The sequence below is a fragment of the Nocardia sichangensis genome, assembly GCF_047200615.1.
Lineage (GTDB): Bacteria > Actinomycetota > Actinomycetes > Mycobacteriales > Mycobacteriaceae > Nocardia > Nocardia sichangensis.
The window spans coordinates 339,793-361,152 of the sequence record NZ_JBJZOK010000001.1; the positions used below are offsets into that span (position 1 = coordinate 339,793).

38 protein-coding genes and 2 tRNA genes are annotated in these 21,360 nt (G+C 67.6%); all 40 read right to left on the minus strand.

What is annotated here, in order from left to right; all coding sequences use genetic code 11:
• Nucleotides 1-59: 59 nt before the first annotated feature.
• Nucleotides 60-557, minus strand: a complete 498-nt coding sequence (locus ACL03I_RS01720; protein WP_412804970.1) for a phage tail termination protein — start codon at nt 555-557, stop codon at nt 60-62.
• The gene (locus ACL03I_RS01725) at nt 554-907 is read right to left on the minus strand and encodes a hypothetical protein (protein WP_412804971.1); all 354 of its coding nucleotides are present in this window, start codon (nt 905-907) and stop codon (nt 554-556) included. The genes ACL03I_RS01720 and ACL03I_RS01725 overlap by 4 nt, the downstream gene beginning before the upstream one ends.
• On the minus strand, nt 907-1,263 hold the full coding sequence (locus tag ACL03I_RS01730) for a hypothetical protein (RefSeq protein ID WP_412804972.1): 357 nt from the start codon (nt 1,261-1,263) through the stop codon (nt 907-909). Before ACL03I_RS01730 ends, ACL03I_RS01725 begins: the two co-directional genes overlap by 1 nt.
• Nucleotides 1,264-1,659, minus strand: a complete 396-nt coding sequence (locus tag ACL03I_RS01735) for a hypothetical protein (RefSeq protein WP_412804973.1) — start codon at nt 1,657-1,659, stop codon at nt 1,264-1,266.
• A gap of 3 nt (nt 1,660-1,662) precedes the next feature.
• Entirely contained in the window at nt 1,663-1,971 is a 309-nt protein-coding gene (locus ACL03I_RS01740; protein WP_412804974.1) for a hypothetical protein, read from the minus strand.
• Nucleotides 1,968-2,876, minus strand: coding sequence for a major capsid protein (locus ACL03I_RS01745; RefSeq protein WP_412804975.1), 909 nt, complete (start codon nt 2,874-2,876; stop codon nt 1,968-1,970). Before ACL03I_RS01745 ends, ACL03I_RS01740 begins: the two co-directional genes overlap by 4 nt.
• Nucleotides 2,877-2,896: 20 nt before the next feature.
• Entirely contained in the window at nt 2,897-3,271 is a 375-nt protein-coding gene (locus ACL03I_RS01750; protein WP_412804976.1) for a capsid cement protein, read from the minus strand.
• Nucleotides 3,272-3,277: 6 nt separating this feature from the next.
• The gene (locus tag ACL03I_RS01755; RefSeq protein ID WP_412804977.1) at nt 3,278-3,868 is read right to left on the minus strand and encodes a hypothetical protein; all 591 of its coding nucleotides are present in this window, start codon (nt 3,866-3,868) and stop codon (nt 3,278-3,280) included.
• Nucleotides 3,869-3,977: 109 nt separating this feature from the next.
• Complete coding sequence (locus ACL03I_RS01760; protein ID WP_412804978.1) at nt 3,978-4,232, minus strand: hypothetical protein; 255 nt, start codon at nt 4,230-4,232, stop codon at nt 3,978-3,980.
• Nucleotides 4,229-6,154, minus strand: coding sequence for a VG15 protein (locus ACL03I_RS01765; RefSeq protein ID WP_412804979.1), 1,926 nt, complete (start codon nt 6,152-6,154; stop codon nt 4,229-4,231). The genes ACL03I_RS01760 and ACL03I_RS01765 overlap by 4 nt, the downstream gene beginning before the upstream one ends.
• Complete coding sequence (locus ACL03I_RS01770) at nt 6,155-7,603, minus strand: phage portal protein (protein WP_412804980.1); 1,449 nt, start codon at nt 7,601-7,603, stop codon at nt 6,155-6,157. It abuts the gene before it with no gap.
• A 13-nt stretch (nt 7,604-7,616) separates the two neighbouring features.
• A complete protein-coding gene (locus ACL03I_RS01775; RefSeq protein ID WP_412804981.1) occupies nt 7,617-9,392 on the minus strand; it encodes a hypothetical protein in 1,776 nt (591 codons plus the stop codon).
• Nucleotides 9,376-9,750, minus strand: coding sequence for a hypothetical protein (locus tag ACL03I_RS01780; RefSeq protein ID WP_412804982.1), 375 nt, complete (start codon nt 9,748-9,750; stop codon nt 9,376-9,378). The genes ACL03I_RS01775 and ACL03I_RS01780 overlap by 17 nt, the downstream gene beginning before the upstream one ends.
• Nucleotides 9,751-9,825: 75 nt before the next feature.
• On the minus strand, nt 9,826-10,410 hold the full coding sequence (locus tag ACL03I_RS01785; protein ID WP_412804983.1) for a bifunctional DNA primase/polymerase: 585 nt from the start codon (nt 10,408-10,410) through the stop codon (nt 9,826-9,828).
• 196 nt (nt 10,411-10,606) lie between these two features.
• A complete protein-coding gene (locus ACL03I_RS01790; protein WP_412804984.1) occupies nt 10,607-10,957 on the minus strand; it encodes an HNH endonuclease in 351 nt (116 codons plus the stop codon).
• Between the two features lie 123 nt (nt 10,958-11,080).
• Entirely contained in the window at nt 11,081-11,356 is a 276-nt protein-coding gene (locus tag ACL03I_RS01795; RefSeq protein ID WP_412804985.1) for a hypothetical protein, read from the minus strand.
• A gap of 135 nt (nt 11,357-11,491) precedes the next feature.
• Nucleotides 11,492-11,601: transfer RNA gene (locus tag ACL03I_RS01800), tRNA-OTHER, on the minus strand.
• Nucleotides 11,602-11,726: 125 nt separating this feature from the next.
• Nucleotides 11,727-11,942, minus strand: a complete 216-nt coding sequence (locus tag ACL03I_RS01805) for a hypothetical protein (protein WP_412804986.1) — start codon at nt 11,940-11,942, stop codon at nt 11,727-11,729.
• Entirely contained in the window at nt 11,939-12,217 is a 279-nt protein-coding gene (locus tag ACL03I_RS01810) for a DUF2829 domain-containing protein (protein ID WP_412804987.1), read from the minus strand. The genes ACL03I_RS01805 and ACL03I_RS01810 overlap by 4 nt, the downstream gene beginning before the upstream one ends.
• Nucleotides 12,218-12,458: 241 nt before the next feature.
• A tRNA-Met gene (locus ACL03I_RS01815) sits at nt 12,459-12,532 on the minus strand.
• A gap of 158 nt (nt 12,533-12,690) precedes the next feature.
• A complete protein-coding gene (locus ACL03I_RS01820; protein ID WP_412804988.1) occupies nt 12,691-13,149 on the minus strand; it encodes a hypothetical protein in 459 nt (152 codons plus the stop codon).
• Nucleotides 13,146-13,535 carry a helix-turn-helix domain-containing protein gene (locus tag ACL03I_RS01825; protein ID WP_412804989.1) on the minus strand — a complete coding sequence of 130 codons (390 nt, stop codon included), beginning with the start codon at nt 13,533-13,535 and terminating at the stop codon, nt 13,146-13,148. The genes ACL03I_RS01820 and ACL03I_RS01825 overlap by 4 nt, the downstream gene beginning before the upstream one ends.
• Before the next feature lie 73 nt (nt 13,536-13,608).
• Nucleotides 13,609-14,136 (minus strand): hypothetical protein, encoded by a 528-nt coding sequence (locus ACL03I_RS01830; protein WP_412804990.1) that lies wholly within the window; start codon nt 14,134-14,136, stop codon nt 13,609-13,611.
• A gap of 205 nt (nt 14,137-14,341) precedes the next feature.
• Nucleotides 14,342-14,761 carry a hypothetical protein gene (locus ACL03I_RS01835; RefSeq protein WP_412804991.1) on the minus strand — a complete coding sequence of 140 codons (420 nt, stop codon included), beginning with the start codon at nt 14,759-14,761 and terminating at the stop codon, nt 14,342-14,344.
• A complete protein-coding gene (locus tag ACL03I_RS01840) occupies nt 14,758-15,219 on the minus strand; it encodes a hypothetical protein (protein WP_412804992.1) in 462 nt (153 codons plus the stop codon). Before ACL03I_RS01840 ends, ACL03I_RS01835 begins: the two co-directional genes overlap by 4 nt.
• Nucleotides 15,216-16,244, minus strand: a complete 1,029-nt coding sequence (locus ACL03I_RS01845) for a hypothetical protein (protein WP_412804993.1) — start codon at nt 16,242-16,244, stop codon at nt 15,216-15,218. Before ACL03I_RS01845 ends, ACL03I_RS01840 begins: the two co-directional genes overlap by 4 nt.
• Nucleotides 16,241-16,498: a hypothetical protein gene (locus ACL03I_RS01850; RefSeq protein ID WP_412804994.1), complete on the minus strand. Its 258-nt coding sequence runs from the start codon at nt 16,496-16,498 to the stop codon at nt 16,241-16,243. Before ACL03I_RS01850 ends, ACL03I_RS01845 begins: the two co-directional genes overlap by 4 nt.
• Nucleotides 16,499-16,500: 2 nt before the next feature.
• Nucleotides 16,501-16,875: a hypothetical protein gene (locus ACL03I_RS01855; RefSeq protein WP_412804995.1), complete on the minus strand. Its 375-nt coding sequence runs from the start codon at nt 16,873-16,875 to the stop codon at nt 16,501-16,503.
• On the minus strand, nt 16,872-17,075 hold the full coding sequence (locus ACL03I_RS01860) for an LIM domain-containing protein (RefSeq protein WP_412804996.1): 204 nt from the start codon (nt 17,073-17,075) through the stop codon (nt 16,872-16,874). Before ACL03I_RS01860 ends, ACL03I_RS01855 begins: the two co-directional genes overlap by 4 nt.
• Before the next feature lie 3 nt (nt 17,076-17,078).
• A complete protein-coding gene (locus tag ACL03I_RS01865) occupies nt 17,079-17,234 on the minus strand; it encodes a hypothetical protein (protein WP_412804997.1) in 156 nt (51 codons plus the stop codon).
• A complete protein-coding gene (locus tag ACL03I_RS01870) occupies nt 17,234-17,374 on the minus strand; it encodes a hypothetical protein (RefSeq protein WP_412804998.1) in 141 nt (46 codons plus the stop codon). The genes ACL03I_RS01865 and ACL03I_RS01870 overlap by 1 nt, the downstream gene beginning before the upstream one ends.
• 369 nt (nt 17,375-17,743) lie before the next feature.
• The gene (locus ACL03I_RS01875) at nt 17,744-17,950 is read right to left on the minus strand and encodes a hypothetical protein (protein ID WP_412804999.1); all 207 of its coding nucleotides are present in this window, start codon (nt 17,948-17,950) and stop codon (nt 17,744-17,746) included.
• Complete coding sequence (locus tag ACL03I_RS01880; RefSeq protein WP_412805000.1) at nt 17,947-18,252, minus strand: glutaredoxin family protein; 306 nt, start codon at nt 18,250-18,252, stop codon at nt 17,947-17,949. The genes ACL03I_RS01875 and ACL03I_RS01880 overlap by 4 nt, the downstream gene beginning before the upstream one ends.
• Nucleotides 18,240-18,692, minus strand: a complete 453-nt coding sequence (locus tag ACL03I_RS01885; protein ID WP_412805001.1) for a hypothetical protein — start codon at nt 18,690-18,692, stop codon at nt 18,240-18,242. Before ACL03I_RS01885 ends, ACL03I_RS01880 begins: the two co-directional genes overlap by 13 nt.
• Nucleotides 18,685-19,455: a hypothetical protein gene (locus ACL03I_RS01890; RefSeq protein ID WP_412805002.1), complete on the minus strand. Its 771-nt coding sequence runs from the start codon at nt 19,453-19,455 to the stop codon at nt 18,685-18,687. Before ACL03I_RS01890 ends, ACL03I_RS01885 begins: the two co-directional genes overlap by 8 nt.
• Nucleotides 19,448-19,744, minus strand: a complete 297-nt coding sequence (locus ACL03I_RS01895; RefSeq protein WP_412805003.1) for a hypothetical protein — start codon at nt 19,742-19,744, stop codon at nt 19,448-19,450. The genes ACL03I_RS01890 and ACL03I_RS01895 overlap by 8 nt, the downstream gene beginning before the upstream one ends.
• A 349-nt stretch (nt 19,745-20,093) precedes the next feature.
• On the minus strand, nt 20,094-20,555 hold the full coding sequence (locus ACL03I_RS01900; protein ID WP_412805004.1) for a hypothetical protein: 462 nt from the start codon (nt 20,553-20,555) through the stop codon (nt 20,094-20,096).
• A complete protein-coding gene (locus ACL03I_RS01905) occupies nt 20,548-20,745 on the minus strand; it encodes a DUF6011 domain-containing protein (RefSeq protein ID WP_412805005.1) in 198 nt (65 codons plus the stop codon). The genes ACL03I_RS01900 and ACL03I_RS01905 overlap by 8 nt, the downstream gene beginning before the upstream one ends.
• Nucleotides 20,742-21,020, minus strand: a complete 279-nt coding sequence (locus tag ACL03I_RS01910) for a hypothetical protein (protein WP_412805006.1) — start codon at nt 21,018-21,020, stop codon at nt 20,742-20,744. Before ACL03I_RS01910 ends, ACL03I_RS01905 begins: the two co-directional genes overlap by 4 nt.
• Nucleotides 21,017-21,307 carry a type 2 periplasmic-binding domain-containing protein gene (locus ACL03I_RS01915; RefSeq protein WP_412805007.1) on the minus strand — a complete coding sequence of 97 codons (291 nt, stop codon included), beginning with the start codon at nt 21,305-21,307 and terminating at the stop codon, nt 21,017-21,019. The genes ACL03I_RS01910 and ACL03I_RS01915 overlap by 4 nt, the downstream gene beginning before the upstream one ends.
• Between the last annotated feature and the right edge of the window lie 53 nt (nt 21,308-21,360).

Here is a 21,360-nt window from a genome sequence, read left to right on the forward strand (position 1 = left end):
CTCCTTTCGGGCATGACGAATCCCCGCGACCCGAGCGGGTGCGGTGCGTCAGGGGTGGGTCAGAGAGGGAGGGACTCGCGGATACGCGCGTAGTCCGGCAGGTTGCGCGGTCGGCGCAGTTCGATGCGGTAGGTCGCCGGGACCAGCCGGTCATCGGGGTTCAATTCGGGCAACTGCTGAGGACCGACGATCTCCTCGATGCAGTCCACATACGTGATCGACCCGTCCGCGCGGCGCACGGGCCCGCCGTGCTCATAGGACAGGAACATCTGGCGCAGATACTCCAGAACCTCCCACGAGGTGGAGCGCTTGCGGGCGATCACGCCGAGCTGCACGGCCGCCGGATCCCACAGGCCTTCCGCTCCCATGCCGCCGCGGTAGGCACGCACCACCGGGGTGCCCGCCTCCACGAGATCGGCGAAGTCATCCGGCAGCCACGTCACCGCCAAGCCGGTCGGGGTCAGCAGGTTCAGGTAGTACTGGGCCAGATCGAGCGCGACCAACTCGGCGTCCGGCCAGCCGCCCTCCCACCAATCCGGGAAAACGATGTCGCTCACAACGACCCCAGCATGTTCAGCACACGGTTGAGGTCGAACACGCCTGCACGGATATCCTCGTCGCCGTCGTCGGAACCGAACTCGTGCGGCAGACCGTGCGGCGCTTCGGATCCGCCGACGATCAATCGTGAGCACCAGCGGTCTTTGTTGCGGCCACCGAGGAAGGTCTCGACCCGCGCCGACCGCGCCAGGCGGCGAGTGCGTTTCGCGACGATTTCCCGGTAGATGGCTTGCGCGATCTCGGCACGCTCGAACATGAGCGACCGCATCTGCGCCGACAGCAGCAGTCCGGCGATGGCCGGATTGCTGCCCGCGCCGCTGGCGTCACGGTAGGGGATGTTGTGGCGCATCAGATCACCGCCTTCAGCGTGTAGATGACGTAGCCGGGATCCCAGCCGGTCATGGGATGGACGCTGTCCCATTGCGCCGGGCCGAGCACCTGATACACGACCCCGGTGACTTCGCGCAGCAGTTGATCAGCTGGTTTCACTGCGAACTGCCCCTTCGGCACCGCCAGGGTGCTCGTCAGGGTCGCTGAATCACGCGCCGTCGCCGGGTACGCGCCGCCGGGTTCGGCGGGGATGTTCTGCCAGTGCACGCAGCGTTCGAGTGTGGCGACGACCGCCGGGGTCTTGTCGCCGACTCGGTCACGCGTACCACGCAGCACCGACCACGTTTCGCCGTACGGGGCGACGATCGGCTGCATTTACAGCCCCGGGCTCGACATCGACACCGCGCCCGACGCGTTCACGCCCAGCAGGGCCAGGATCGCGTCACGCTCGGCGTTGGTGATGTACAGGTTGCCGTCCGGATTCCTGTACGCGATCTGAGTACTGAACGGCCCCATCACCTGATAGGCACTCTGGGCGCCCTCGATCGCGGCAGTCGTCAACGCACGGCGAACCATGCTGCACGACAGGATCTTCAGGCCGGTGGCGAGTTCCTCGTCTTCGGCCGCCAGGGCCACGAGGTCGCCATACGACTTGAACCAGACGCCCAGCCACCACGCCGCATCGCCCATCAGCACAGTCACGGTGGCCTCGCTCGCCTGGGGCAAGGCCGGTGGCCGAGCGATGAGGTCAGCGTAGGTGGCGAAGGCCATCGGTCAGCCGTCTTTGTTCGCGTCCGAGTCGGCGCCCACGCCCTGTTCGCCGACCGGGTTGTCGGCCTGCTCCGGGTCGTCGTCGCCGAGGTCGATCACGATGTCCTGCCCGATGGGCTCGGCCGAGGTCTGCACGACGTTCAGCCGATCGAAACGGGCGATATGGTCCGGATGCACCTCGACGGTGTCGCCTTCGTTGGCCGTGCGGTACGCGCCCGCCGGATCCACATACGACATCAGGCCCAGGCGGACGGTCCTCTTGCCGGACTTGGCTACGGACGCTTTGGCGCCGCCGGCGTTCCGAGTCGTCATGCGTCCAGCCCCGTCACTTTCAACACCGAGTAGGGATGGGTGACCGCGAAAACCGGGCGGACCGAGGTCTGCACCCAGGTGGATTCGCGCGATTCCTCGCGGTAGGTGACGGTCCGCAGCTCCTGCTCGAAGCGGACCTGGCCGACGCCGCGCTCCTGCAGCGCGTACGCGGTACCAGCTGCGACGAGGTCCGAGGAGACCATGTCGACCTTCCAGGTGGCCAGCACCGACTGCCAGGTGTCGCCGTAGACGGTCTGGAAGTTCATCTCCTCCTGCGGATTCACGATCCACAGCGTCGGCACCGCACCGAGACCGAACCCCTTCATGACCTTCTTCGCCTTCACGAAGTCCGCGGCAGGTCGCGCGGCCGGGGTCGAGGTGGTCATCGACAGTGCGGTGGCATCCGCCCAGGACACACCCGTGATCTGCACCGCCGATCCGATCGCGGTGATCGAGGCCTCCAGTTCGGCGATCGCGCGCTGATGGATCTGGTCGCGCACATCGTTGCCGAGCTTGGTCGTTTCGGTCTGGATCACCGACAGGTCGTTGCGGTCGCGGGCCTCGTCGGTCACCGGGTACCGGCCACCGAGCTTCTTCACCTGCGCGGTCAGCGGCGCGGGCCGGTCGAACGTCACTTCCGGGAACTCGGCGCCAGGCGCGATTTCCTGCGCCCGCCGCACCGGCAGGATGTCGTTCTTGGTGGCCTGGGTGTAGAGCAGCGCGCCACCGGACACGCCGCCGCCGTTGACGAAGATCCGATCCGCGAAGTAGTCGACCAGCGCGGTATCCGACACGTAGGTGTTGATCCGCGTCGGCTCCTTGAGCATCAGATCGACGGTGATCGAATTCCCGCTGACCGTAGGCGGTCCGAACGGGTATTCCTGGTTGTACGGGCTGTTGGCCATGATGACTGCGCCTCCTTTCCTTACTCGTAGATCGCGATGAGGATGTCGTTGCCGTTGGTACCGGCCTCCACGGCCTTACCGACCGCCTTGCCGGAGGCCAGGGTGATCGGCCGGCCGGAAGCTCCGACCTCCACCTCGGCGCCGAATGCGATGGTGCCGCCAGCGGTGACCGGGACGATGCCGCCGCGGAACAGGGTCACCGTGGCACCGGATGCCGCGTCGTATCCGGCGACCGCGAGCGCCTTCGCGCCCGCCGCGGCAGTCGCGACACGAATCAGGCCATCGGCGCCTCGCGTGGCCGAGACGTCGACGAACGTCTTGCCGGTCACCGAGGCAGTGGTGCGGGCGGTGAATTCGCGGCCCGGCCGAAACAGCGGCTGGACTTCATTCGCCATGAGCTATCAGCTCCTTTCGGGGAGTCCCCGCGGACGCCAATCGGCGGGGTATGAGGTGTCCGGCGGTGCCGGAGGGGTGGGCGAGGCGCCGGGCCTCAGACCCTCGACCGGCCGATCACTCGGCGGCGGGGTCGGTGCGGGAGCGGAACCGAAGCGGGCCCTGTAGCGCTCGCCTTTCGCTTCCATCTCCTCTCGGGTTCCGGACCCGAGGAAGTCGTAATCCTCCGCGGGGACGCCGTACTTGGCGGCGACCGCCTCGCGAGTGAGTTCGGCGATGGTCTTCTGCGCGGTGTCGAGTTGGTCGGTGACCCGCTGCACTTCCGACTTCGCCGCCTCCTGCGCCTGCTCGTGCGCCTTCACGATCGGTTCGGCCTGCTGGTACTTCGTGCGCCAGCTCGCGTTCTCGCGGCGGAGCTCCGCGATGACGGTCGTGGCCTCCTCGGGCGTCCAGTCGGTCTTCAGCGGCTTCGCCGGGTCGGCGGCAACCGGATCCGGAGATGGCGCGACAGGATCGGCCTGCGGCGCTACGCCTGTCGGCGCGGGTGGCGCCGGATCGGTGGGCGCAGCCGGTGCGGTCACTGGGGTGGGATCGGTCATTCAGCAGCCCTCCTGGGGCGTCGGGCCGCCACCAGGGCGGCAGAAATGGCGAAACCCCGCAGGCGGGTGCCATACGGGGTTCCGAGTAACCGGGTCGAGCAGGTGCGCGTCAGCGCAGAAAAGAGGGCAGCCCGTCAGTCTCGTTCGAGCCGTCGAGCTGTCCGTCGAACGCGGCTCGAGCGGCGTCGATGAGTTGCGGTGGCACGTTGGGCACGGCGGCGGAAATCGCCTTCAGCGCTTGCTGCGTCGGGAAGTCCAGACCGGTGTCGGTGCGCACACCACCGCCTGTCGCCGCACGCTCGAGCGCCCGGTCGAAGGCGGCCTGCAACTGGTCGCGATCCGGCTGCGGATCGTATCGCCTCATATCCTTCTCCTTGACTCGACCAGTAATCGGTGCAGCACGTGCGCTGCTTCGGGCGCAGCGTCGCCGTTCATCTCGACATCGACGAAGGCCTCGGCCACAGCTTCTTCCCTGTTCAGGCTGACATCGCCTCGACGGCTGTAGCCGCTGAGTTCGCCAATCCATTCACGATATTGCGCAGCGAGCTCGGCGCGATCGGCCGAACTGGTGACGTTCGCCATGAAATGGCGTTCCAGCTCCTCGACAGCGTTCGCGCTGGCGTGGTCATCGCCCTGGATGTCGAGGACGTGGCCCAGTTCATGGACGGTGACGGCGTACACGGCGCGCTGTTCCATGCCGCGGGGATGGAATCCCACCGCGACGTCGCGCTCCGCCTCGGCCTGCATGCGTGCCGGGTCGAGCATGTACTCGCGGCTGAACATCAGTGACGTACAGGTCAAGGTCCCGTCCGGGTTCATGATCGATGTCGTGTTCGCGTACGCGTGGTCCTGCTCGTCGTCGGAGATGCCGACCACACGAGGCATCTCGATGTCCGGGTACCGGGCTGCCACGTCGTCGAAGGCACCGGCGAACTCGCGCAGTTGCTCCATAGGCAGAGCCGGGTCACTGAAACCAACCGCCATGACGCCGTAGCGGGCTTGCAAGTATGCTCCGACCTCCTGTGGTGAGGCCGCGGATTCGAGCGACTCCGGGACTCGAACATCGCCGGATGGACGCCGCCTAGGAAGCGGAGGCGTCGGCCTCTGCTCGGAGTTTTCGCTTCCTTGGTCGGCACGGCTGGCCCGAACCCGCTCAGGCGCGGCCGGACCGGCTCCGGTGCGCCTCCTGTCGGTGGCGTCGAATGTTCCGTCGGCCTGGGCGTCGCGTACGGCCCGGGTGAAGGCGCGGTTCGCGTCGCTGCCGACCAGTCCTTCGGTCGAGTCGGCCCACAGCCGGTCGAGCTGGGCGAGGATCTCAGGGTCACGTCGGCTTCTGCGCCACGCCCGATTGAACAGCAGCCGCGGTTCATCACCGCGGGCCAGGGCACTGGCAGCCATCCACAACCGTTCGAGCCGTTCGAATTCTTCGCGGCCTTCCCAGTCCTGGCCACGGCGCACAAGCACGGCCTCGCAGTCGCAGTTGTCGTGGTAGGACTCGCCCAGTGCTCGCGTTCCGCGGGTCCTGTTGTTGCGGCCGCGGCCGACGACCGTCAGCGCGGACTTGTCCGACCGATAGACCGGCCCGCGTGAGGCGAGCATCGCGCAGAACGCGCAGTTCTCCGCGCCGGACAGCACGCGCGCCCAGCCGATCTCCTCGTCCGCGCCCAGCGCCGTGTTCACGACCGCTTCCCGTCCGGCCTGCGCGACGTGACGGGTCAGGGTCGCCGAAAGGCGCTCGGCTACCTCACGCACCACGGTCGGGTCGGTGCGGTTCTCCAGCGTCGGAGCGGTGACACGCGCGCGGGCGCGACGCCTCGACGTCGGATCCAGTTCGGCCGGCGCGGCTACGCGGGCGCTCGGGCGCGGGGCCACCTCCGGCGCGGTGACGCGGGCACGGCTGGCTCGGGGCGAACTGTCCGGCGATTCCGGACTGTTCGGAGATTCCGAATGGTTCGAGTCCGCAGTGCGCTGGTCGGGTTGCGGTTGGGCAGCGGGCCGAGGCGGCGGCGGTTCGACCGCGCGTTCCAATGCGGCAACCACCGCCTCGACCGGATACGGGTTCGGTTCGGCGATGCGGATGTCCCGGTCGAAGCGGCGGATCTCCTCGACCGCCTGGCCGTAGCTTCGCTGTCTCCGGGCGACCACTTCGCGGTGCAGGCGGCGCGCCATCTGCTGGCGCTGTTCCGGTGTGACCGGCACGCCGTCGGCGCGCATTCGGCGCAGGATGATCCGGCCCAGCGCAGCGCCGAGGGCGCGGTGCAGCAGCCGCAGCGCGGCAGACAGCAACTAGACCTCGGCGGGGAGCTCGGTCGGCATCTCGTCCTGCCGGGCCCGCGCGGCAAGGGCGCGGTTGACCTTTTCGCGCGTCCAGCCGGGGATGTCCTCCCAGAGGATTTCGTCCGGCACGTTGAGCATCGTTGCCATCTTGCCGAGGGCGTCGACGGTCTGGGCGAGGCTGCGCGCTGTCTGGTCGCGCCAAATCACCTCGCTGGCAAAATCACTCGCCGCTTCGGTGTCACCCGCGATGTGCGCCGCAGTGCGCAGCATCTGCTCGTAGCTCTCGCCGAGGCTGGCCTCGATCTCGGAGACCTTTCGGTCCTTGCCCGCTTCGAGCGCCGCAAGGCTGGCCTCGGAGATGTTGCTGATGCCGGACAGGCCGAGCTGCTGCGCGGGGACCTGACCGACCGCGGCCAGGTCGCGCAGCGCGCTCTCTTTCGACTTGATGTAGTTCTCCAGGTCGGTGGCGTCGAACTGGCCGGCCTTGACCGTGGCGTCCTTGAAGTACCAAGTGTCGCTCGCGGCGTGGCGCAGCGCATCCGCCTCGCTCTTCGGGATCCAGCCCATGACGTAGCGCTGCCGGAACGCTGACCAGTACTGCGCGACCAGCATCTCGAACGTGGTTTCGTTGATGCGCTCCTGGATCGTCAGCAGCGGCTCGACGATCCCGAACTGTTCCTCGCCATCGAGCAAGATGCGGTCCTGGAACCGGACGACCGGGCACACACCGACATCGTGGGCGCGTGCTTCGATGTACTCGAAGTTGTTCGCCTTGATGTACGCCGGGTCCGTCCAGCCGAGACCCGACTGTGGTGGCACGTTCTTCGCGCCGATGAAGTGCACCAGCTTCTCGTCGTACAGACGGATGTGCGGGCCCTTCATCTCCATCGCGTAGATCGGCCATGCGTCGTCGACCGGTCCGCCGCGGCGCGGATCCCACTCCAGCGGTTCGCCATAGAGCGCGGTCATCTGCCTCGGTGAGGCACCCCGCAGCATCACCGGCGTTTCGTCGGCGGGGCCGTCGCCGTCGCTCGGTCGCAGCGACGGCAGCACCGTCACATACGAGGCGCCGTAATGCAGGGCACCGCGGTTGACGCCGGTCTGCTTCGCATCGAATGCGTTGCGCTGCCACCATTTCCACGGTCCGGCCTGCACGCCGGTACGCAATCCGCCCAGCGGATGCACGGCGACGTTGGTCAGGTAGTTGTCCACCTTCAGCGCTTGGCCGAAGACGTCCAATATCAGGGGCAGAAAGTTGGTCTGACTCTTCCGCGCGAGCCCCGGCATCGGACCGGCCATCTGCTGCGAAGTCGCGCCTCGGATCTCCAGCGCCCGCACTGCCTGCTCCGGCGTCCACGGGCGTAGCGCCGCCTCCAGTTTCTCGAGGCGCTGAAGCTCGTACGCGCGCGGGCCCGACAGCATGTATCGGACGGCGTCGAGGGCCTGTTGCCGGTTCACCGATCACCGCCTCTCACACGAACATCGCCTCACCGGATGGCTCCGGATTCGCGATCAACCAGATCTTCCGCATCAGCCGGGCGCCGACCATCGCCACCGCGCCGTCGACTTTCTTCGCCGAGCCGCGGCCCGATTTGCCGAGGCCGACGCCGTACTTGCCGGGCCGCCGGCGTGCGTTGTGCACGTGTGCGCGCAGCCGCTTGTTGCCGTCGTGGCGGAACGCGCCGTCCTTGATGTCGGTCACCGTGCGTTCGGCGTGCTCGGTGTGCAGCGCGGCGTGCCGTGGCGCGCGCATGTCCCAGATGATCGGGTGCTGCCGGTCGCCCGACTTGACCGCGGGCAGCCGCCAGTCCTGGATCTCGGCCCAGTCGTCGCACAGCGGTTCCCAGTACAGCTCGCCGCTTTCGTCGTCCCGGGCATCGGATGGGTCGCACCACAGGCCGTACACATCCCAGCGAGCGCACGCCCGGCGGACACGGCCGTCGACATCGGCGCGGTCGACCAGCCACGCGCGTTTGCTGTCCCAGTTCGCCGGGCGCTCCCAGATGCCGACGACGAACACGTCGCCGGTGTCGAGGCGGCAGCCGATCAGCGCGGTCGGGTCGTCGCTCTTCGAGCCGTCGAGGAACAGGAACACCTCGGTGCCCTCGGGCGGCGCGGGTGCCGGCGGATTCCCGAGGCGATCCCAGAGTTGCGGCGTCGTCCAGGCGTCGGCCGTGGCGACCACCTGGTTGAACCACTTGCGCCGCGACTCGCTCGGCGGGTTCGCCGGGTTCAAGATGCTCTTGACGATGCGGCCCTTAGGCCGGGTGTCCAGCCAATAGGAGTCCCCCGCGATCGAGTGGACCACCGCGGGCGCGTCCTCCGCCGTCAGCGGTGCCTCGGGCGGCGCTTCCAGCGAGTCGTACAGCAAGCCGAAGTCCATCGCGATCGAGTCCTCGCCCTGCGTCGCCTCGTACGCCTCGCGCATCCGCTCGCCGACCGAGTCCTCACCCGGCCGATAGGCGTTGCAGATGTCCATCATCCGGGCGGCGCCGGCCTCCGACTTCGCGGCGTTGCCCTCCAGTGCGCCGGCCATGTCGTGGCCGCCGTTGGACGAGTTCCAGTTCTGGGTCTCACATCGGAACACCTGCGTCGGGCGGCCGCCCTCGATCGCGAGCGGCGATGATGTGACCGCCTCGATCTGGCGAGTGTCGCCGAGCCCGTAGACGTTCAGCTTGCCGATCTGGATTCCGAAGTGAGCGCGCGTCTCCGCGGGCACCAGGGACGGGAACAGCTTCATCGTGTTCTTGGTCTGCTCCTGGCTGACCGCGATGATCTGCACCCACGCGTTCGGCTCTTCGCGCCCGATCGGCCTGTCGCCGTCCCAATGGTCGAATGCGACTTCGGCGAAACAGGCGGCCATCGCCAGGCATGCCGCGATGGGATCCTTGCCCCAGCCTTTCAGCCGTTGCAGCACCGCGGAGTGGTAGAGCCAATCGCCGTCCTGGTCGACCGCGAAGTACCACAGGATGTAGCGCGTCTGCTCCGGTGTGAACTGCCAGGGCTGACCCTTCTTGTCGCGCAGCCACTTCCCACACCACGCCAGCACGCGCCACCCGAGTGTGTGCTCCGGTAGCACCCATCCGTTGTCCCACTGCCAGACCGGGCCGATCTTGACCGGCTCGTATTCGAGGTCGACCGGCGGCACCGTGGTAGCGAGCTGTTCCTCGTACCACGCGATGATCTCCGCGAATTCGGACTCGGCAGTGGTGATGAGAGCGGGGCCAGCGCTACGCGCTCTGGCCACGAGTGGCCCAGCGGGCGTTTGCCGCGGCGCGGGCCGCCGTCGAGCGAGACTCTTTCTCCGCCTCGCCGCCGTCGGCGTCGGGCAGCTTGAGCTGCCGCAGCAGCGCCGCGAGTGTGGCGCGGTGCTGGCGCAGCTCGGTCACCATCGGGTGCACCACCATCTGCCCCATCGAGCCGGGGATCATCAGCGAGCCCTTGTTCAGCACCGCTTCGAGCTTGTCGATCAGGTCCACCTCGCGCGCGGCCTCGCGCAGCACGCGCAGCTCGTCGGGACGCAGGTCCCACTTGGCGACGATGTCGGCCCACAGTTTGCGACCACCCGGGGCGAGTCCCTTCGGCGCAGCAGGTTTCGATGCCATATGACCTCCAGGGTCTCGACCGCCACCAGGGCGGCTGGCCAATGAGCCGCCACCGGCGGCCGATCGGCCTGGAGGTCAGCTCAGTTCGGACAGATCAGCCAGGCGGCGCACCGAGCACGGCGCCGGACGTTCGGTGACCGTGATGTACCGGCCGACGCTGTAGCGCTCCACCTTCAGCCCGTCGTCGGTCACGTATCGGCGGCCGCGGCCCTCGGGCAGTCGGCCCCAGACATGCAGGCCGGTACCGGATGGTGAGACCTCGACGTAGGTGGGCGGCAGCTTGGCCAGGAACCGCGCGGCCGCCGGGGTCGGGACGCCGTCGACGAGGCAGTGGTCCAGATCCAGGCAGCCGATACCGGCACCCAGCACGAAGCCCTTGCGGGCGGCGGGCTTCACGCGCGACCAGGGCGACCACGTCTCGGCGTCGGTCGACGAGGCGGCCTTGCCGGTCGGCTGGATCGGGACCTTCGTCGGCAGCCCACCACGGTAGGCCTGCTTCCACATCACCCAGCGGTCGCGGGTGCGCAGCTCGGCGGGCAGCACCTGGCGGTCGCGGTAGGCGGCCTGCCGGCAGGCGTTCGAGCAGAACCGCGGCGTCCGGCCGCGCGCGTTCGTCGGCGCGAACCGATCACCGCAGTACTCGCACTCCTTGATCCCCACACGCCCATCCTACCTGGCGGTGTTACGAATTAAAGCCCCTATCAGCGGGGATACCCCGGGGTTGCTGGACGCTCCGCAGCCGCCCCGCGGCCGCACGGCTGTGACCTGCGGAAAAACAGGAGAGAGCCGCACGCATGGTCGGAGGTGCTATGCCTTCCGCCGAACTCGGACCCGATCGAGGGCCATCCCCCACCCACTAGCTACGCCTCGGCAACCGTCCGGGGTGGGGCTCGGGCTCGCGGTACCGGCTGAGCCGGGCTCGGCCGGCCGCGGCCTCGCCTTGGGTCTTGGCGTCGTGGCAGTCCTTGCACAGCACCTGGAGGTTGTCGTCGTCATCGGTCCCGTCGGCCTTGACGTTGAGGATGTGGTCGACCTCGCGCCCTGGCTTGCCACACTTCTGACAGGTCCGGTTGTCGCGCATCCGGATCTGCTCGGCCTGCGCGCGCGACACTCCGCGGTAGCGACCGGGCTCGCGGGACCAGGGCATCAGCCGTCCAGGCGCGCGAGCAGCGACGCCCAGCGACGTGCGCACTGTACGCAGGAACAAGGCGCGGACCTTCCGGGTAGGGGCGGCCTCACCTCGCCAGGGGCTGCGGCCTTGGCCGTGATCCGGTCAGCCACACGCTGAGCCAACCTGTCGATCAGTCGGTCGTACCAGTCGAGCAGTCGGCTACACATCTTCGTACGTCTGCTCGAAGATGTCCGGCTTGCATGGGTAGAAGCCCTTGCTGTCGCGGATGATCCACTCGCCTGTTTCGATGCCGACGTGCGCGTTGTTCGCAGCGATGAGCAGGTCGCCTGTCGGGTCGGAGTCCTCGGTGCGGTCTTCGGGATCGACTGCGTGGAACGCGCCGACGGTCCAGTCGCGCAGCTGCGCGGCGTTGTAGCCGGTCCACTGCATGGCCTCGACGACGATGGGGCGCTTGCGGTACCGGCGTGCGCTCACCAGTTCACCGTCCACAGGATGTGCAGCGGGATGGCCTTGAGCACGGCCGCGTGGCCGATGGGGTGGCACAGCAGCGCGTGCGCGATCGCATACAGGTCCATCGTGAAACCTCCTGGCGGATGGAGTGGAATGGGTTGCCCTCGGCGGGATTCGAACCCGCGTCTGCGCGATGGGGGCCACTTGCCTTTCGGCCGGCCTCGATCCGTACACGCGCGCCGTCTTCGGCCGCTGGACTACGTGAGGGCGGGGTTCGCAGCGCGCAGCGTGACCACCCGCGATGGATATGCGCGGGCTTGCGGAGGTTTGCGCGTCTCCCTGGGGCGCTTGCCGGGTACCTGAACCGGTTTGACGCGCTGCGAAGTTCAGGGGGTCAGACCCGAGGCGGCCAGTTCCAATGGCCGACGGTCGGTTCCTCGGCGAAGGGAATGTTGAGGATCCCGCGGGTGCCGCCGAGCATGTCGCACACTGTGAGGTTCAAGGTGCTGCCGTCCTCGTTGACGTGAGCGACGATGGCGGCGGACGGTGGTGCGTATTCGTGGTCCTGGAAGTGGACGACGCGTCCGACGCTCGGGCCTGGGGCGCTCACGCGGCACGCTCCCAGTCGTCGGCGAGCAGATCGGTCTGTGAGGCGACCCACGGAACGATCTCGCCGTCGACGGTCTTCATGTCGATGTGCGGCCGGTAGTTCACGGTCTGGCCGACCAGATCCGGCGCGGCCTGCCCGAGCGTGCGATCGGCCTCCACGGTGAAGGTCGAGCCGGGCACGAGTACGAGCCACATACCCTTGCCGTTCCATCCGGCGCGGGCGACGCGCCCGCCGTCACGGAGAACGGCGAGCGCCTGGCCGAAGTCCATCGGCATCAGAAGATGGCGCGGATGACGGCGCTGAGCACGTCACTCCAGTCGATGGCACCGATGGCGGCGGATCCGGCGGCGGACAGGGTGGACAGGATGGCAGACAGCATGGGTTGCTCCTTCATCAGAGATTGGAGTGGGCAGCGCGCAGCGAACTCCCCGTCCAAGGTTGGAGAACGGGTTGCGGAGCTGTGCTCGTTGGAGGGCTTACCGGCCGAGCCGTGGCCGGGTTGACGCGCTGCGTCCGTGGCGAGGACGGGATTCGAACCCGCGACCTGTGCGTTATGGCCGCACCGAGCTACCGAACTGCTCTACCTCGCTGCGTGCTCCGGGCACGAAAAAGCCGCTGCGATCCGATTCTGGGGTCGGGTCGTCAGCGGCGGTTTCGAGTCTCACTGTACATGAGCTGGGCATCTAGTTGATCAGGGCGCACAGCCAGTCCGAGCGATGAGGCCAGTCTGCGAGTGGGGTGCCATGTCCTAACGCGATGTTGGTTCCGCTTTAGGTCGCGCGATGCTGAGCTCGGACAACTTCGCAGCATCGAGGGCATCGACGGGCATGATCGCTGGGGGAAACCCGAACGCTCGGAAGTCATCGACTAGCGCAGCTCGAACGAATCCGAATGCGTAATCAAGCCCGTACTCACGCAGGAACTGCATCGTCTCTTCATCCCCGGGAGCCTCAGCTTCACCACCAAAGACGAACCGCACCATGACCTCGAAACTGGCTTCCACGGCCGCATTTTCCAGGTCGACCTTTGCGCGGAGATCCAGTACTGGAGCATTCCCAGCCTTGGGATCCCGGCTCATCACCGGCGCAATGCCAGCCTCGAAGTTGCCAGACTCCAGGTGCGATGCATCAAAATTTTCTGCGCGCTGCACGTACCTGCGTATCCAGATCACATCACCAGCGGTGATGCGGTTCACCAGATCGGTCACAGCGCGCTCAGCCGGAAGTTGTAGGCGTGGACAACGGAGGGCTCCGCAGGCCCGGCCGGGCCTGCGGGCGACATCAGTGTGCCCGAGAACCGACTGGTGGCGCGATGAGGATCGTCCTCCCACTTGAAGGTTTGAACCCGAAAGACGCCCATCACAGCCTTCGCGTACCGGCGGATCGTCGACATCGTGGGGTTCGTCGAACCGCTCTCCAACCTCGACACCTGAGACTGATCGATGCCCATCTCGGTAGCGACGTCAGCCAGCGACATCTGCCGCTGGATGCGAATCTCACGCAGCCCAAGGATGAGGTTCAACTGCTCATCAGCAACCGCGCTGCCCAAGTGATCTCTATCGGTTGGCTCTGCGATGCCAGGGAAGAGTTCCATCTCGCTGCCTCCTCTCTCGGTCCAAGGGTGCCCTATTGAACGCCCCAGCGCATGCGTTATAACGCAAAATCTATCAACTTGTTTCCCAGCGTCTCCATCTGGCTCTCACGTTCTCGCAGGTCGTCACCCCGGAGTACATCGCGTCATGGATGTCCCAGGTCTGATCCAGGGAGGTCCAGTCAGTCGTCTCACTGACCGGCTTGCTGCCGATCCCGCTACCGATGATCTTTTCTGTCGGAGGCCCCCATTCCGGACGCATTTCTATGAAGTACAGCCGGTACAGTGTTCGATTGTCACTGCTCTCGGCGTACAGCTCACCCGTCCACGGCATGGGCCAACGACCATCCTCGAACTTGGACCCTTTGAGGTCCTTGACTCTCTCCCCGACTGGGCAACGATGCGTGGGCCAGCCCTTGCGGTTCGGATCGGCGTTGTTTTCCTGCGGCGGTAGCCCCGTTCTGTAGGCCCGCCGCGCTTGCGCCTCCAGCAGTTCGGCGGCCTCCTCGTCCTCGATACGGAGCTTGTGAAACTGCTCATCGCACTCTGACGTGTAGGACCATGGACAGCCTGGTGTATGGATCCGGGACATGTAGACCCACACGCTCGGCTCACTAGCCAACGCGACCCTCCCATCACACGCAGCCACCGAGCTGGCGGCGACCCGTTGTCATATGTTGCCAGACACAGTGTTTCGGAGTCGGCCGATCTGAACGATTTGACCAGCGGTTTCGGATCGCTATCCGTTCTGCCGCGCACGGTGCGGTTGCCGTCCAACGTCACGCGCGGTCGATCCGATTCCAAGCTGGTCACGGCTGAATCATCCTCCCCGTCCACCGCTGCCTACGGTGTTCGTACGTGACCGCGGGCTGATAGGTGCCGTCAGGGATCACGCCCCATTCATCGGCGACGATCGGACGACCGTGTTCGGCGCTGTCGTATGTGCACTTCCACTCCGAATTCCAGAATCGCAGACGACGCTGTGTCGCGGCCCGAATAGCCCAATCGAGCAGACCTCTCGCTTGAGCGTCGAGGCGCGGCGCCAGATACGGGCGCGCGACCGCGTATGCGCAGCGGTCCAAGGTGGCCGTGGCTGGGTTGCGATCGGCTGGGCCGAACCAGGTAAGCGGGACTTTCGCGCGGTCGTCGCAGAAGTACGGATTGTCAGGCACCCGCACGAGCTCAAGGAGGTGATGATCGGTCCTGGCCTCGGTGAGTTCGGGTGTCATGATGCAGCCTCCTGTGGCTGTCCGAGCTGCGCGCGGGCCTCGGCGTCGGTGAGCGGTGCGGGCACGCGCGCGCATTCGCCGCAGTCGTCGCACCGGTAGACCATCGGCCGGATGTCGGCCCGGGAGTGCAGGACGATGCGTTCGTGCCCGCAAGGGCGGCACGCGAAGGCGGCGTCCGTGACGACATCCTCCATCGCCGTGTCATACCCGCCGTCGAAGTCCGGAAAGGCGGACGTCGACCTCTCGCATGCCCCCGCGTACTTACGCAGCAGCTCGATCTGGCGGAGGATCCGCTCCGGATCCTGGCGCTCGAAGTAGGCGAACAGCTTGCCGCCGAGCACGCCTGCGATCTCGGGGTCGCTATCGACCAGGTGCCACTCGTCGAGCGCGGCCTGCGCCAGCGCCTCGTCTTGGTCCAGATCGGCGCGCAGGCGCGCAATCACATCGTGGATGCTCACGCTGCCGCTCCTTTCTTCGTCTTGGCCGGCTCTCTCTTGGCGATGTCGAGGACGTCGCCGAGCCGGTACACCTGGTCGTCGGTGCTGTCGATCTGGTGGTCGGTGATGCGCACGTACCCGTCCCCGTCGACGTGCCGCCATCCGCGCGGCGAGAGGCGCCGCTCTTTGTTCGCCCACCGGTAGAGCGTTGCCTTCGCGACCGGCTGGCCGAGCGCGGGTAGCAGGCGTAGCAGTTCGGCGAGGCTGTAGGACTGTTCGATCGCGGCCGCGGTAGCTTTCGCCTCGATCTGGTGCACGTCGTACTGCGTCTTGCAACGGCCGCAGTACACGTACGCCGCGGTGCGGCCTTGATCGTCGAGTTCGGCGCGCAGCCCGAACCCGCACTTCTGCCCGTCCTCATAGGTCGCCGAGCACGCGCCGAGGTACCGGCGTTCGACGGGCCGGTCGACGAATCGCGTGAGCCGGTCGACGGCGGTGGTGATGTCGTCGAGCAGCTCGGCGGCGGCCTCGTGCGCGCGCAGCTGGTGACGGTGGCGTGCCAGCCACACCGCGGCCTGCGCCGTGGCGTCCGGCGGTGCCGGAGGCAGTGTGGTGGTGTCGATGATCTCGCGCTCGACTGGCGTCGCTCCACGTTTCACCGCGGCCTGCGCTGGCGTGGCGAGCGCGTCGCGTTTCGCGGCCGCCAGCTCGAGCAGGTACGGCCCGCCGATGTACGGCTCGACGCCGAGGTCCTCGGCGAGCACGCGCGTCCAGGTGGTGACCGTGTTGACGAGCTGGTGGTAGGCGCGGTCGCCTTCGAGCACGACTCCGCGCCCGGTGGTGACACGCACGGGCAGCACGGTGTCGGCGCCGCGGCCGACCTGGTGCGCGGTCATGCGGGCGAGCCCGGCTCGGGTGACGGCGAATTCGTCCAGCAGGCCGGGCACCTTGTGCAGGGCGTCTATGGTGCGCTGGCCGCATTCGCCGCACAGCGGCGCGTGGTCGGCCACCGGGCGTTCGCAGGCGACGCAGGGAGTCTCGGTCATCGGCGCCCCAGGAAGAACTCCAGCATGCCCTCGATGAAGCCGCTCACCAGTTCGCCGACTGCGGTTCCCGCGTCGATGTCGAGGCGGCGACGCTTCGGTGGTGTCGAGGGTTGTACTGGCGTAGTAAGTGCCGGGCTCGGCGAAATCCCTGAATCGGATTTCGGCTCGACGGATTCCGGGCGTGTCGGATGATCGGATCCGGCCGGGCCCGGCTTGCCGAGCACGTCGCGTTCGTAGACGTCGTACCAGGCCATCGCTATGCCTCCCAGGTGATTTCGAGCCAGAGCGCACCGGGCCGACCACGCTCGGCGGGGTGGATGACGGGGATCGTTTCGCGGATGAATTCCGCGGTGTCGTCCGGAGCGAGGCCGGCGTCGACCAGGCCGTCGATACTGGCCTTGCTGTCCAGGCACAGATTCCCGGGATCGCGGCGGCCGTTGCGGGCGGGCCGGTAGTGCAGTGTCACCGTGAACGGCAGCGTCGGTGCGATCTTGGCGGCCTTCGCTATCCACCCGGTCTGCTCGCGCACGAACCGGGTGTGCCGCCCGCGAGCAGCCCAGTGCATGTGTGTATTCGGATTGAGCTTCGGCGCCTGCCAGGGCAGCTCCAGCCGGGCGCAGACTTCGGTCACGCGCACCTCCTGCAGACGTGCCCGTCGTCGGTTGCGGCGATCTCGTCGCCGGGCTCGATCGGCCGGGAGCAGTCGGCGCAGCGGCCGTGGTAGCGGGCCGTGAACCAATACAGCGGTTCAGGTTTCGGCAGGTCCTGCTTGCGGCAGTGCGCGCACATGCTGACCGGCAGCTCGGTCAGCGAGCACTCGGGTTCGGCCACGCCTCACCGCCACTTCAGGGCGATGCAGCCGATGCCTTCGCGCCGCGCGCGCAGCATTTCCCAGATAGCCCGGCACAGCGATTGCCCCTGGTGCCGCGTGTAATGGCGATAGCCTTCGCCGATGTTCGTCCACACGAGCACTTCCCACTTGCAACCCATCAGGAACTCCTCTGCTGCGTGATGTCGGGCCGCTGCTCGGACAGCAGCCGTGTCGCCTCGTCGAGGCGCTCGTACTTCTCGGCGGTGCTGTGCCCGTCCCACTGGTTCGGGCCGCGCGGGATGCCGGCGAACAGATCCATGTCGGCCTGCGCGACGTGCCGCAGGCCTGCCCGGTGGACAGCTCGACCGCGACGACGGGCCAGTCCGGCTCGTCGGGGTCCACCCAGACGACGGCCGGGTAGATTGCGGCCAGGTGCGCGACGAGATGGGCGCGTTCGCGGTAGACGGTGTCAGGCACGTCGGTCCTCTCGTTCGGCTCTATCGATCGCGGCCCGGGCGCGCGGCGACAGGCGGCTCGGGTCGTAGTCGTTGGTTTCGGTGGGTGCTCGGCGCGGCCGGTGCAGCGGGCACGGGCGCTGCACGTCGGCGGCCTCGGGGGTGAGCCAGCCACCCGGGCGGCAGCGGTACGGGCAGCCGTCGGGAGCGGGGCTCGCCGGTGCGGTCGAGGGTCATGCCGCGCCGCCGATCTGGCGCGTACCCGGGCAGTCCTCGGCCCTGTGGCCCTGCCGCATGGACTTCGCCCGCCAGAATGGGTGGTGCTCGCACTCGGGGACGGCGCGCTGGAGGTCGACCAGCCCGCACGCCTCCTTTGGGCACGGGCACTCGTCCTCGATCGCGGTGCCTGGAGGCCAGCAGCGGCCGGAGTGGTAGCTCATGCCGCACCGCCTTCAGTGAGGTACTGCTCCGCGGCCTGCTCGTGCTCGGCGTTGTCCGGTGCGGCGGCGTGGATCTCGGCGAGCCGGTCGAGGCGCTCGTGCCGGAATCCGGCCCAGTGCACATCTCCGGCGACGACGACCGGCAGCGTCAGGTAGCCGAGCATGGTCACGATGTCGTGCGCGTCCTGGTCGGTGGTGACGTCGCGGTAGGTGTACTCGACCTGGAGCTTGTCGAGGTGGCGCGTCGTCATGCGGCACTGCTGGCAGCCCGGCTTGCCGTAGACGGTGATCAGAGCATCCATTCCGGCACCTCCGGATCCACGTCGGCAAAGTCCCGGATCACCGGATCGCTGTGCGCTGGCGGGCAGTGTCTCTCCGCCGGTGCGTCGCCGGGCAGGTAGACGGTGACCATCGGGCGCCGGCGGCATTCGCATTCGGCTTCGGTCGCGCCGCAGTTCGAGCACTCGCCGCAGTCCGCGCACGGGTCGCGGTCCTCGTCGGCTTCCAGGTGCATCCAGAAAAGCTCGGCGACACCAAACCGGGCCTGACCGTGGCTGTCGACGGTCACCGTCACGGCGTGGTCGCTGTCGACGTAGGTCGCGGTCGTGAGCCCGATGGCGCTGCGCTGAATCCCGAAGTCTTCCGGGCGGAGCGGCTGGTGGACGCCGTGGCGGATGGTGAACTCGCACGCCTCGGCGAGCGCGCGCTGAAGGGGCGTCTGCTCGGTGATGCGTTCAGCCACGGCCGTCCTCCTCGGTGGCGACATGGGCGGGCACGAAGCGCAGCCAGTCGTCTGCCGGGATATGCAGCACGGTGACGATGCCCAATCCGAGCAGCCGCTCGGAGGTGGCCGCCCGGCTCCAATTGCCGAGTGCGGGCCACCATTCCGTTGCCGCGGTGACGGCCTTCTGCCAGACGCGGCCGTTGCGTGTGAGGACAGCCGAGCCGCGCGGCAATGCATCGAGCTCGGTGGGGTCGGTGATCTCGCGGGCGGATGGACGCCAGGTCTCGGCGTAGACCGCCAGCGCACGCCACTCGACATCGGGAGTCTCGGCGCTGGCGTGCTGCACGTCGACCTTCGCCTCGTCGAGAGTCAGCCAAGGCTCACCGTCGAACGCGATGTGCCACTTGCCGTCTGCGTGGCGGTGGCCGGTGACCCAGCCGATGTGCCCGCGCTTGGCCCGCGCATCGTCGAGCGCCTGGGAGTTGTCGCGAGCAACGCTGACGGCTGCGGCATGCGCTGCCTCCAGTTCGGTGATGCGGGCCCGCAGCTCGATCAGCTCGGCTGCCATTCGGGCGATGCCGGTAGCTTGCGGTGTCCGCTCGTCGGGATACAGGTCAGTGCCCTCGGCGATCCGCCGCAGCTGCTCGTCGGTGAGTCGGTCGGTGTGGACGGGCTTGGTCTCTTCGATCCATTCGCAGAAAGGGCAGTACCGCAGCGGGTTGCCGTGCACCGACGGGTCGGGGCACTCGGCGGCGGGCACGGGGCGGGTCTGGTCAGGCATGGCGGCGGGTCTCCTGGGTGTCGATACTGGCGGGCTGGATGTCCCCAGGTTTGGGAACAAGGTCGTCATAGGCGGGAAGGTCTTCCCGGATCACCTGGTGAAGCACCTCCGACATTCGCCGCATCCACCGCTCCGCCGACACGAAGCTGTCGTGGAACTCGGCGTGCAGCCGTTCGTCCGCCACCCATGCCCCGCACTTGGGGCAGGCGGGTAGATCGGGACACGGGTTTGCGGGGGCGGGTTCGGCCGCAGACGGGCGGCGGGTGATCCGGAGGGGCTGGCCGCTCATCGCCAAACCTCACTCGATGGGGAATTGTTTTTCCACAGCCCGGCTCGCGCGGTCGTGAGTTGCGTTGAGAAGTCAGCTACGCGGCGGGTTTGGTTGGTAATGGTTGGTATGGGTTGGTGGCGTATCACCGGTGATCCCCAGACTTGCTCTAAATGATCCCCAGACTTTTCGTGGATGATCCCCAGACTTTCCCGGCGGGCCGATTTCCCGGGATCACCTGTGATACCCAGACTTTCGGCCTGTGGATAACTCCGGGGATCATGGGCGATACCTAGATCGCCACCCTGTGGATAACTCCACAGATCACTAGTGATCCCCAGAGTTGCGGCGGCGGCGCGATGTCTGCGGATCATGAGTGACCCCCAGACACCGCTTCCTCGTCCGGATCGAGCATCGGCAAATCGAGCACATCCGACGGCATCGTGAGCCGATACTCGTCCGACTTCTTCGCGTGCCGGTTGCCCTGCTTCACGCGCTCGACCAGGCCCACCCGGCGCAGCTCGGCGAGGCCCCGTTTCACGGTCGGCTCGGACACGCACATCACACGCGCCAGCCGCTCGACGCCCGCGACGATGTGCGACCCGTCGCCGTTCGCGTACGTGGACATCATGAGCCCCAAATGCTTTGCACTAGCAGGGATCTGCACGCGCCGCAAAATGCGTTGCCACTCGAACGTGTCAACCGGCATCAGCTCGCGCGCGCTGCCCGTCATTGAATCCACCACGCGCCTCCACACGGTCGATAGGAGGGACAGCCACCGTTCGTGGGTGTCCCGCTCAAATACGTCCACCGCGTAGCGCATTTCACGCATCGGACACCTCGAACAGCGGGTAGTGCTCGGCCTCGATGCGCGCCTGCGTCATGCCGTGACGTGCGCAGGTCGGGCCGAGCCGCCGATCCACTGACGCCGCTGATACCAGCCAGTTGCCACAACGGCGGCACTGCACCGCCAGCCGGGTCGGGGTCCCGTCCTCCAACTGCCCCTCGACCAGCCCGGTCATGGTGCCCCCTCACCGGACGGATCCGGTGCCTCGAGTTCCAACATGGGCGCGGCCTCCTCGCCAGTTTTGCGGCACTCAGCACAGAGCCGGTCGCGCGGCACCTCGGCATCAGGCACGAACGGCCGCCGGCACTCGCGGCAGTCCATGAGCTGGACCGGCCCGTACTTGCCGACGCGGTAGCGGTTCGGGATGGGGCGCCGGGGCTTGGGCCGCCCCGGCGTCACCCCGTAGCGGTTGCTGCCGGGCCAGGGCCCGACCACTACGTCGTCGCTCACGTGTCCCCGTTCCGGGCGGGGTTGACGATGCGGCCGACACGGGCGCGGACGTAGGTCTCGGCGGCGGCCTGGTCGACGATGTCGATCAGGCCGTCCTCGCCGTCGGTGCCGAACGCCGCGATCGTGTTGGCGAGCTTCTGCTGTTCGACGAGTTCACCGAGGCGAGCCTCGATGGCGAGCAGGGCGTGCGCGGTGGCCTCGCTAGCGAGCGCGGTCGACCGGGCGTCGTCATAGGCAGCCGGAATGTAGCCGAGCGCCTTGCGCGCGGCGATACGGTGGTCGGTCACGGATCAGCCCTCCCCGCAGTAGCAGGCGCCGTCATCACTGCCGCAGCTACGGC

What these genes read in the sequence shown, in the direction of transcription:
- ACL03I_RS01845 (WP_412804993.1), bottom strand. Translation starts at nt 16,244, where the DNA reads ATGACCGAGACTCCCTGCGTCGCCTGCGAACGCCCGGTGGCCGACCAC.
- ACL03I_RS01745 (WP_412804975.1), bottom strand. Translation starts at nt 2,876, where the DNA reads ATGGCCAACAGCCCGTACAACCAGGAATACCCGTTCGGACCGCCTACG.
- ACL03I_RS01780 (WP_412804982.1), bottom strand. Translation starts at nt 9,750, where the DNA reads ATGGCATCGAAACCTGCTGCGCCGAAGGGACTCGCCCCGGGTGGTCGC.
- ACL03I_RS01880 (WP_412805000.1), bottom strand. Translation starts at nt 18,252, where the DNA reads ATGGATGCTCTGATCACCGTCTACGGCAAGCCGGGCTGCCAGCAGTGC.
- ACL03I_RS01850 (WP_412804994.1), bottom strand. Translation starts at nt 16,498, where the DNA reads ATGGCCTGGTACGACGTCTACGAACGCGACGTGCTCGGCAAGCCGGGC.
- ACL03I_RS01900 (WP_412805004.1), bottom strand. Translation starts at nt 20,555, where the DNA reads ATGCGTGAAATGCGCTACGCGGTGGACGTATTTGAGCGGGACACCCAC.
- ACL03I_RS01835 (WP_412804991.1), bottom strand. Translation starts at nt 14,761, where the DNA reads ATGACACCCGAACTCACCGAGGCCAGGACCGATCATCACCTCCTTGAG.
- ACL03I_RS01755 (WP_412804977.1), bottom strand. Translation starts at nt 3,868, where the DNA reads ATGACCGATCCCACCCCAGTGACCGCACCGGCTGCGCCCACCGATCCG.
- ACL03I_RS01895 (WP_412805003.1), bottom strand. Translation starts at nt 19,744, where the DNA reads ATGAGCGGCCAGCCCCTCCGGATCACCCGCCGCCCGTCTGCGGCCGAA.
- ACL03I_RS01735 (WP_412804973.1), bottom strand. Translation starts at nt 1,659, where the DNA reads ATGGCCTTCGCCACCTACGCTGACCTCATCGCTCGGCCACCGGCCTTG.
- ACL03I_RS01875 (WP_412804999.1), bottom strand. Translation starts at nt 17,950, where the DNA reads ATGAGCTACCACTCCGGCCGCTGCTGGCCTCCAGGCACCGCGATCGAG.
- ACL03I_RS01810 (WP_412804987.1), bottom strand. Translation starts at nt 12,217, where the DNA reads ATGCCGATGGACTTCGGCCAGGCGCTCGCCGTTCTCCGTGACGGCGGG.
- ACL03I_RS01760 (WP_412804978.1), bottom strand. Translation starts at nt 4,232, where the DNA reads ATGAGGCGATACGATCCGCAGCCGGATCGCGACCAGTTGCAGGCCGCC.
- ACL03I_RS01890 (WP_412805002.1), bottom strand. Translation starts at nt 19,455, where the DNA reads ATGCCTGACCAGACCCGCCCCGTGCCCGCCGCCGAGTGCCCCGACCCG.
- ACL03I_RS01725 (WP_412804971.1), bottom strand. Translation starts at nt 907, where the DNA reads ATGCGCCACAACATCCCCTACCGTGACGCCAGCGGCGCGGGCAGCAAT.
- ACL03I_RS01730 (WP_412804972.1), bottom strand. Translation starts at nt 1,263, where the DNA reads ATGCAGCCGATCGTCGCCCCGTACGGCGAAACGTGGTCGGTGCTGCGT.
- ACL03I_RS01905 (WP_412805005.1), bottom strand. Translation starts at nt 20,745, where the DNA reads ATGACCGGGCTGGTCGAGGGGCAGTTGGAGGACGGGACCCCGACCCGG.
- ACL03I_RS01825 (WP_412804989.1), bottom strand. Translation starts at nt 13,535, where the DNA reads ATGGAACTCTTCCCTGGCATCGCAGAGCCAACCGATAGAGATCACTTG.
- ACL03I_RS01865 (WP_412804997.1), bottom strand. Translation starts at nt 17,234, where the DNA reads ATGGGTTGCAAGTGGGAAGTGCTCGTGTGGACGAACATCGGCGAAGGC.
- ACL03I_RS01750 (WP_412804976.1), bottom strand. Translation starts at nt 3,271, where the DNA reads ATGGCGAATGAAGTCCAGCCGCTGTTTCGGCCGGGCCGCGAATTCACC.
- ACL03I_RS01740 (WP_412804974.1), bottom strand. Translation starts at nt 1,971, where the DNA reads ATGACGACTCGGAACGCCGGCGGCGCCAAAGCGTCCGTAGCCAAGTCC.
- ACL03I_RS01870 (WP_412804998.1), bottom strand. Translation starts at nt 17,374, where the DNA reads ATGGATCTGTTCGCCGGCATCCCGCGCGGCCCGAACCAGTGGGACGGG.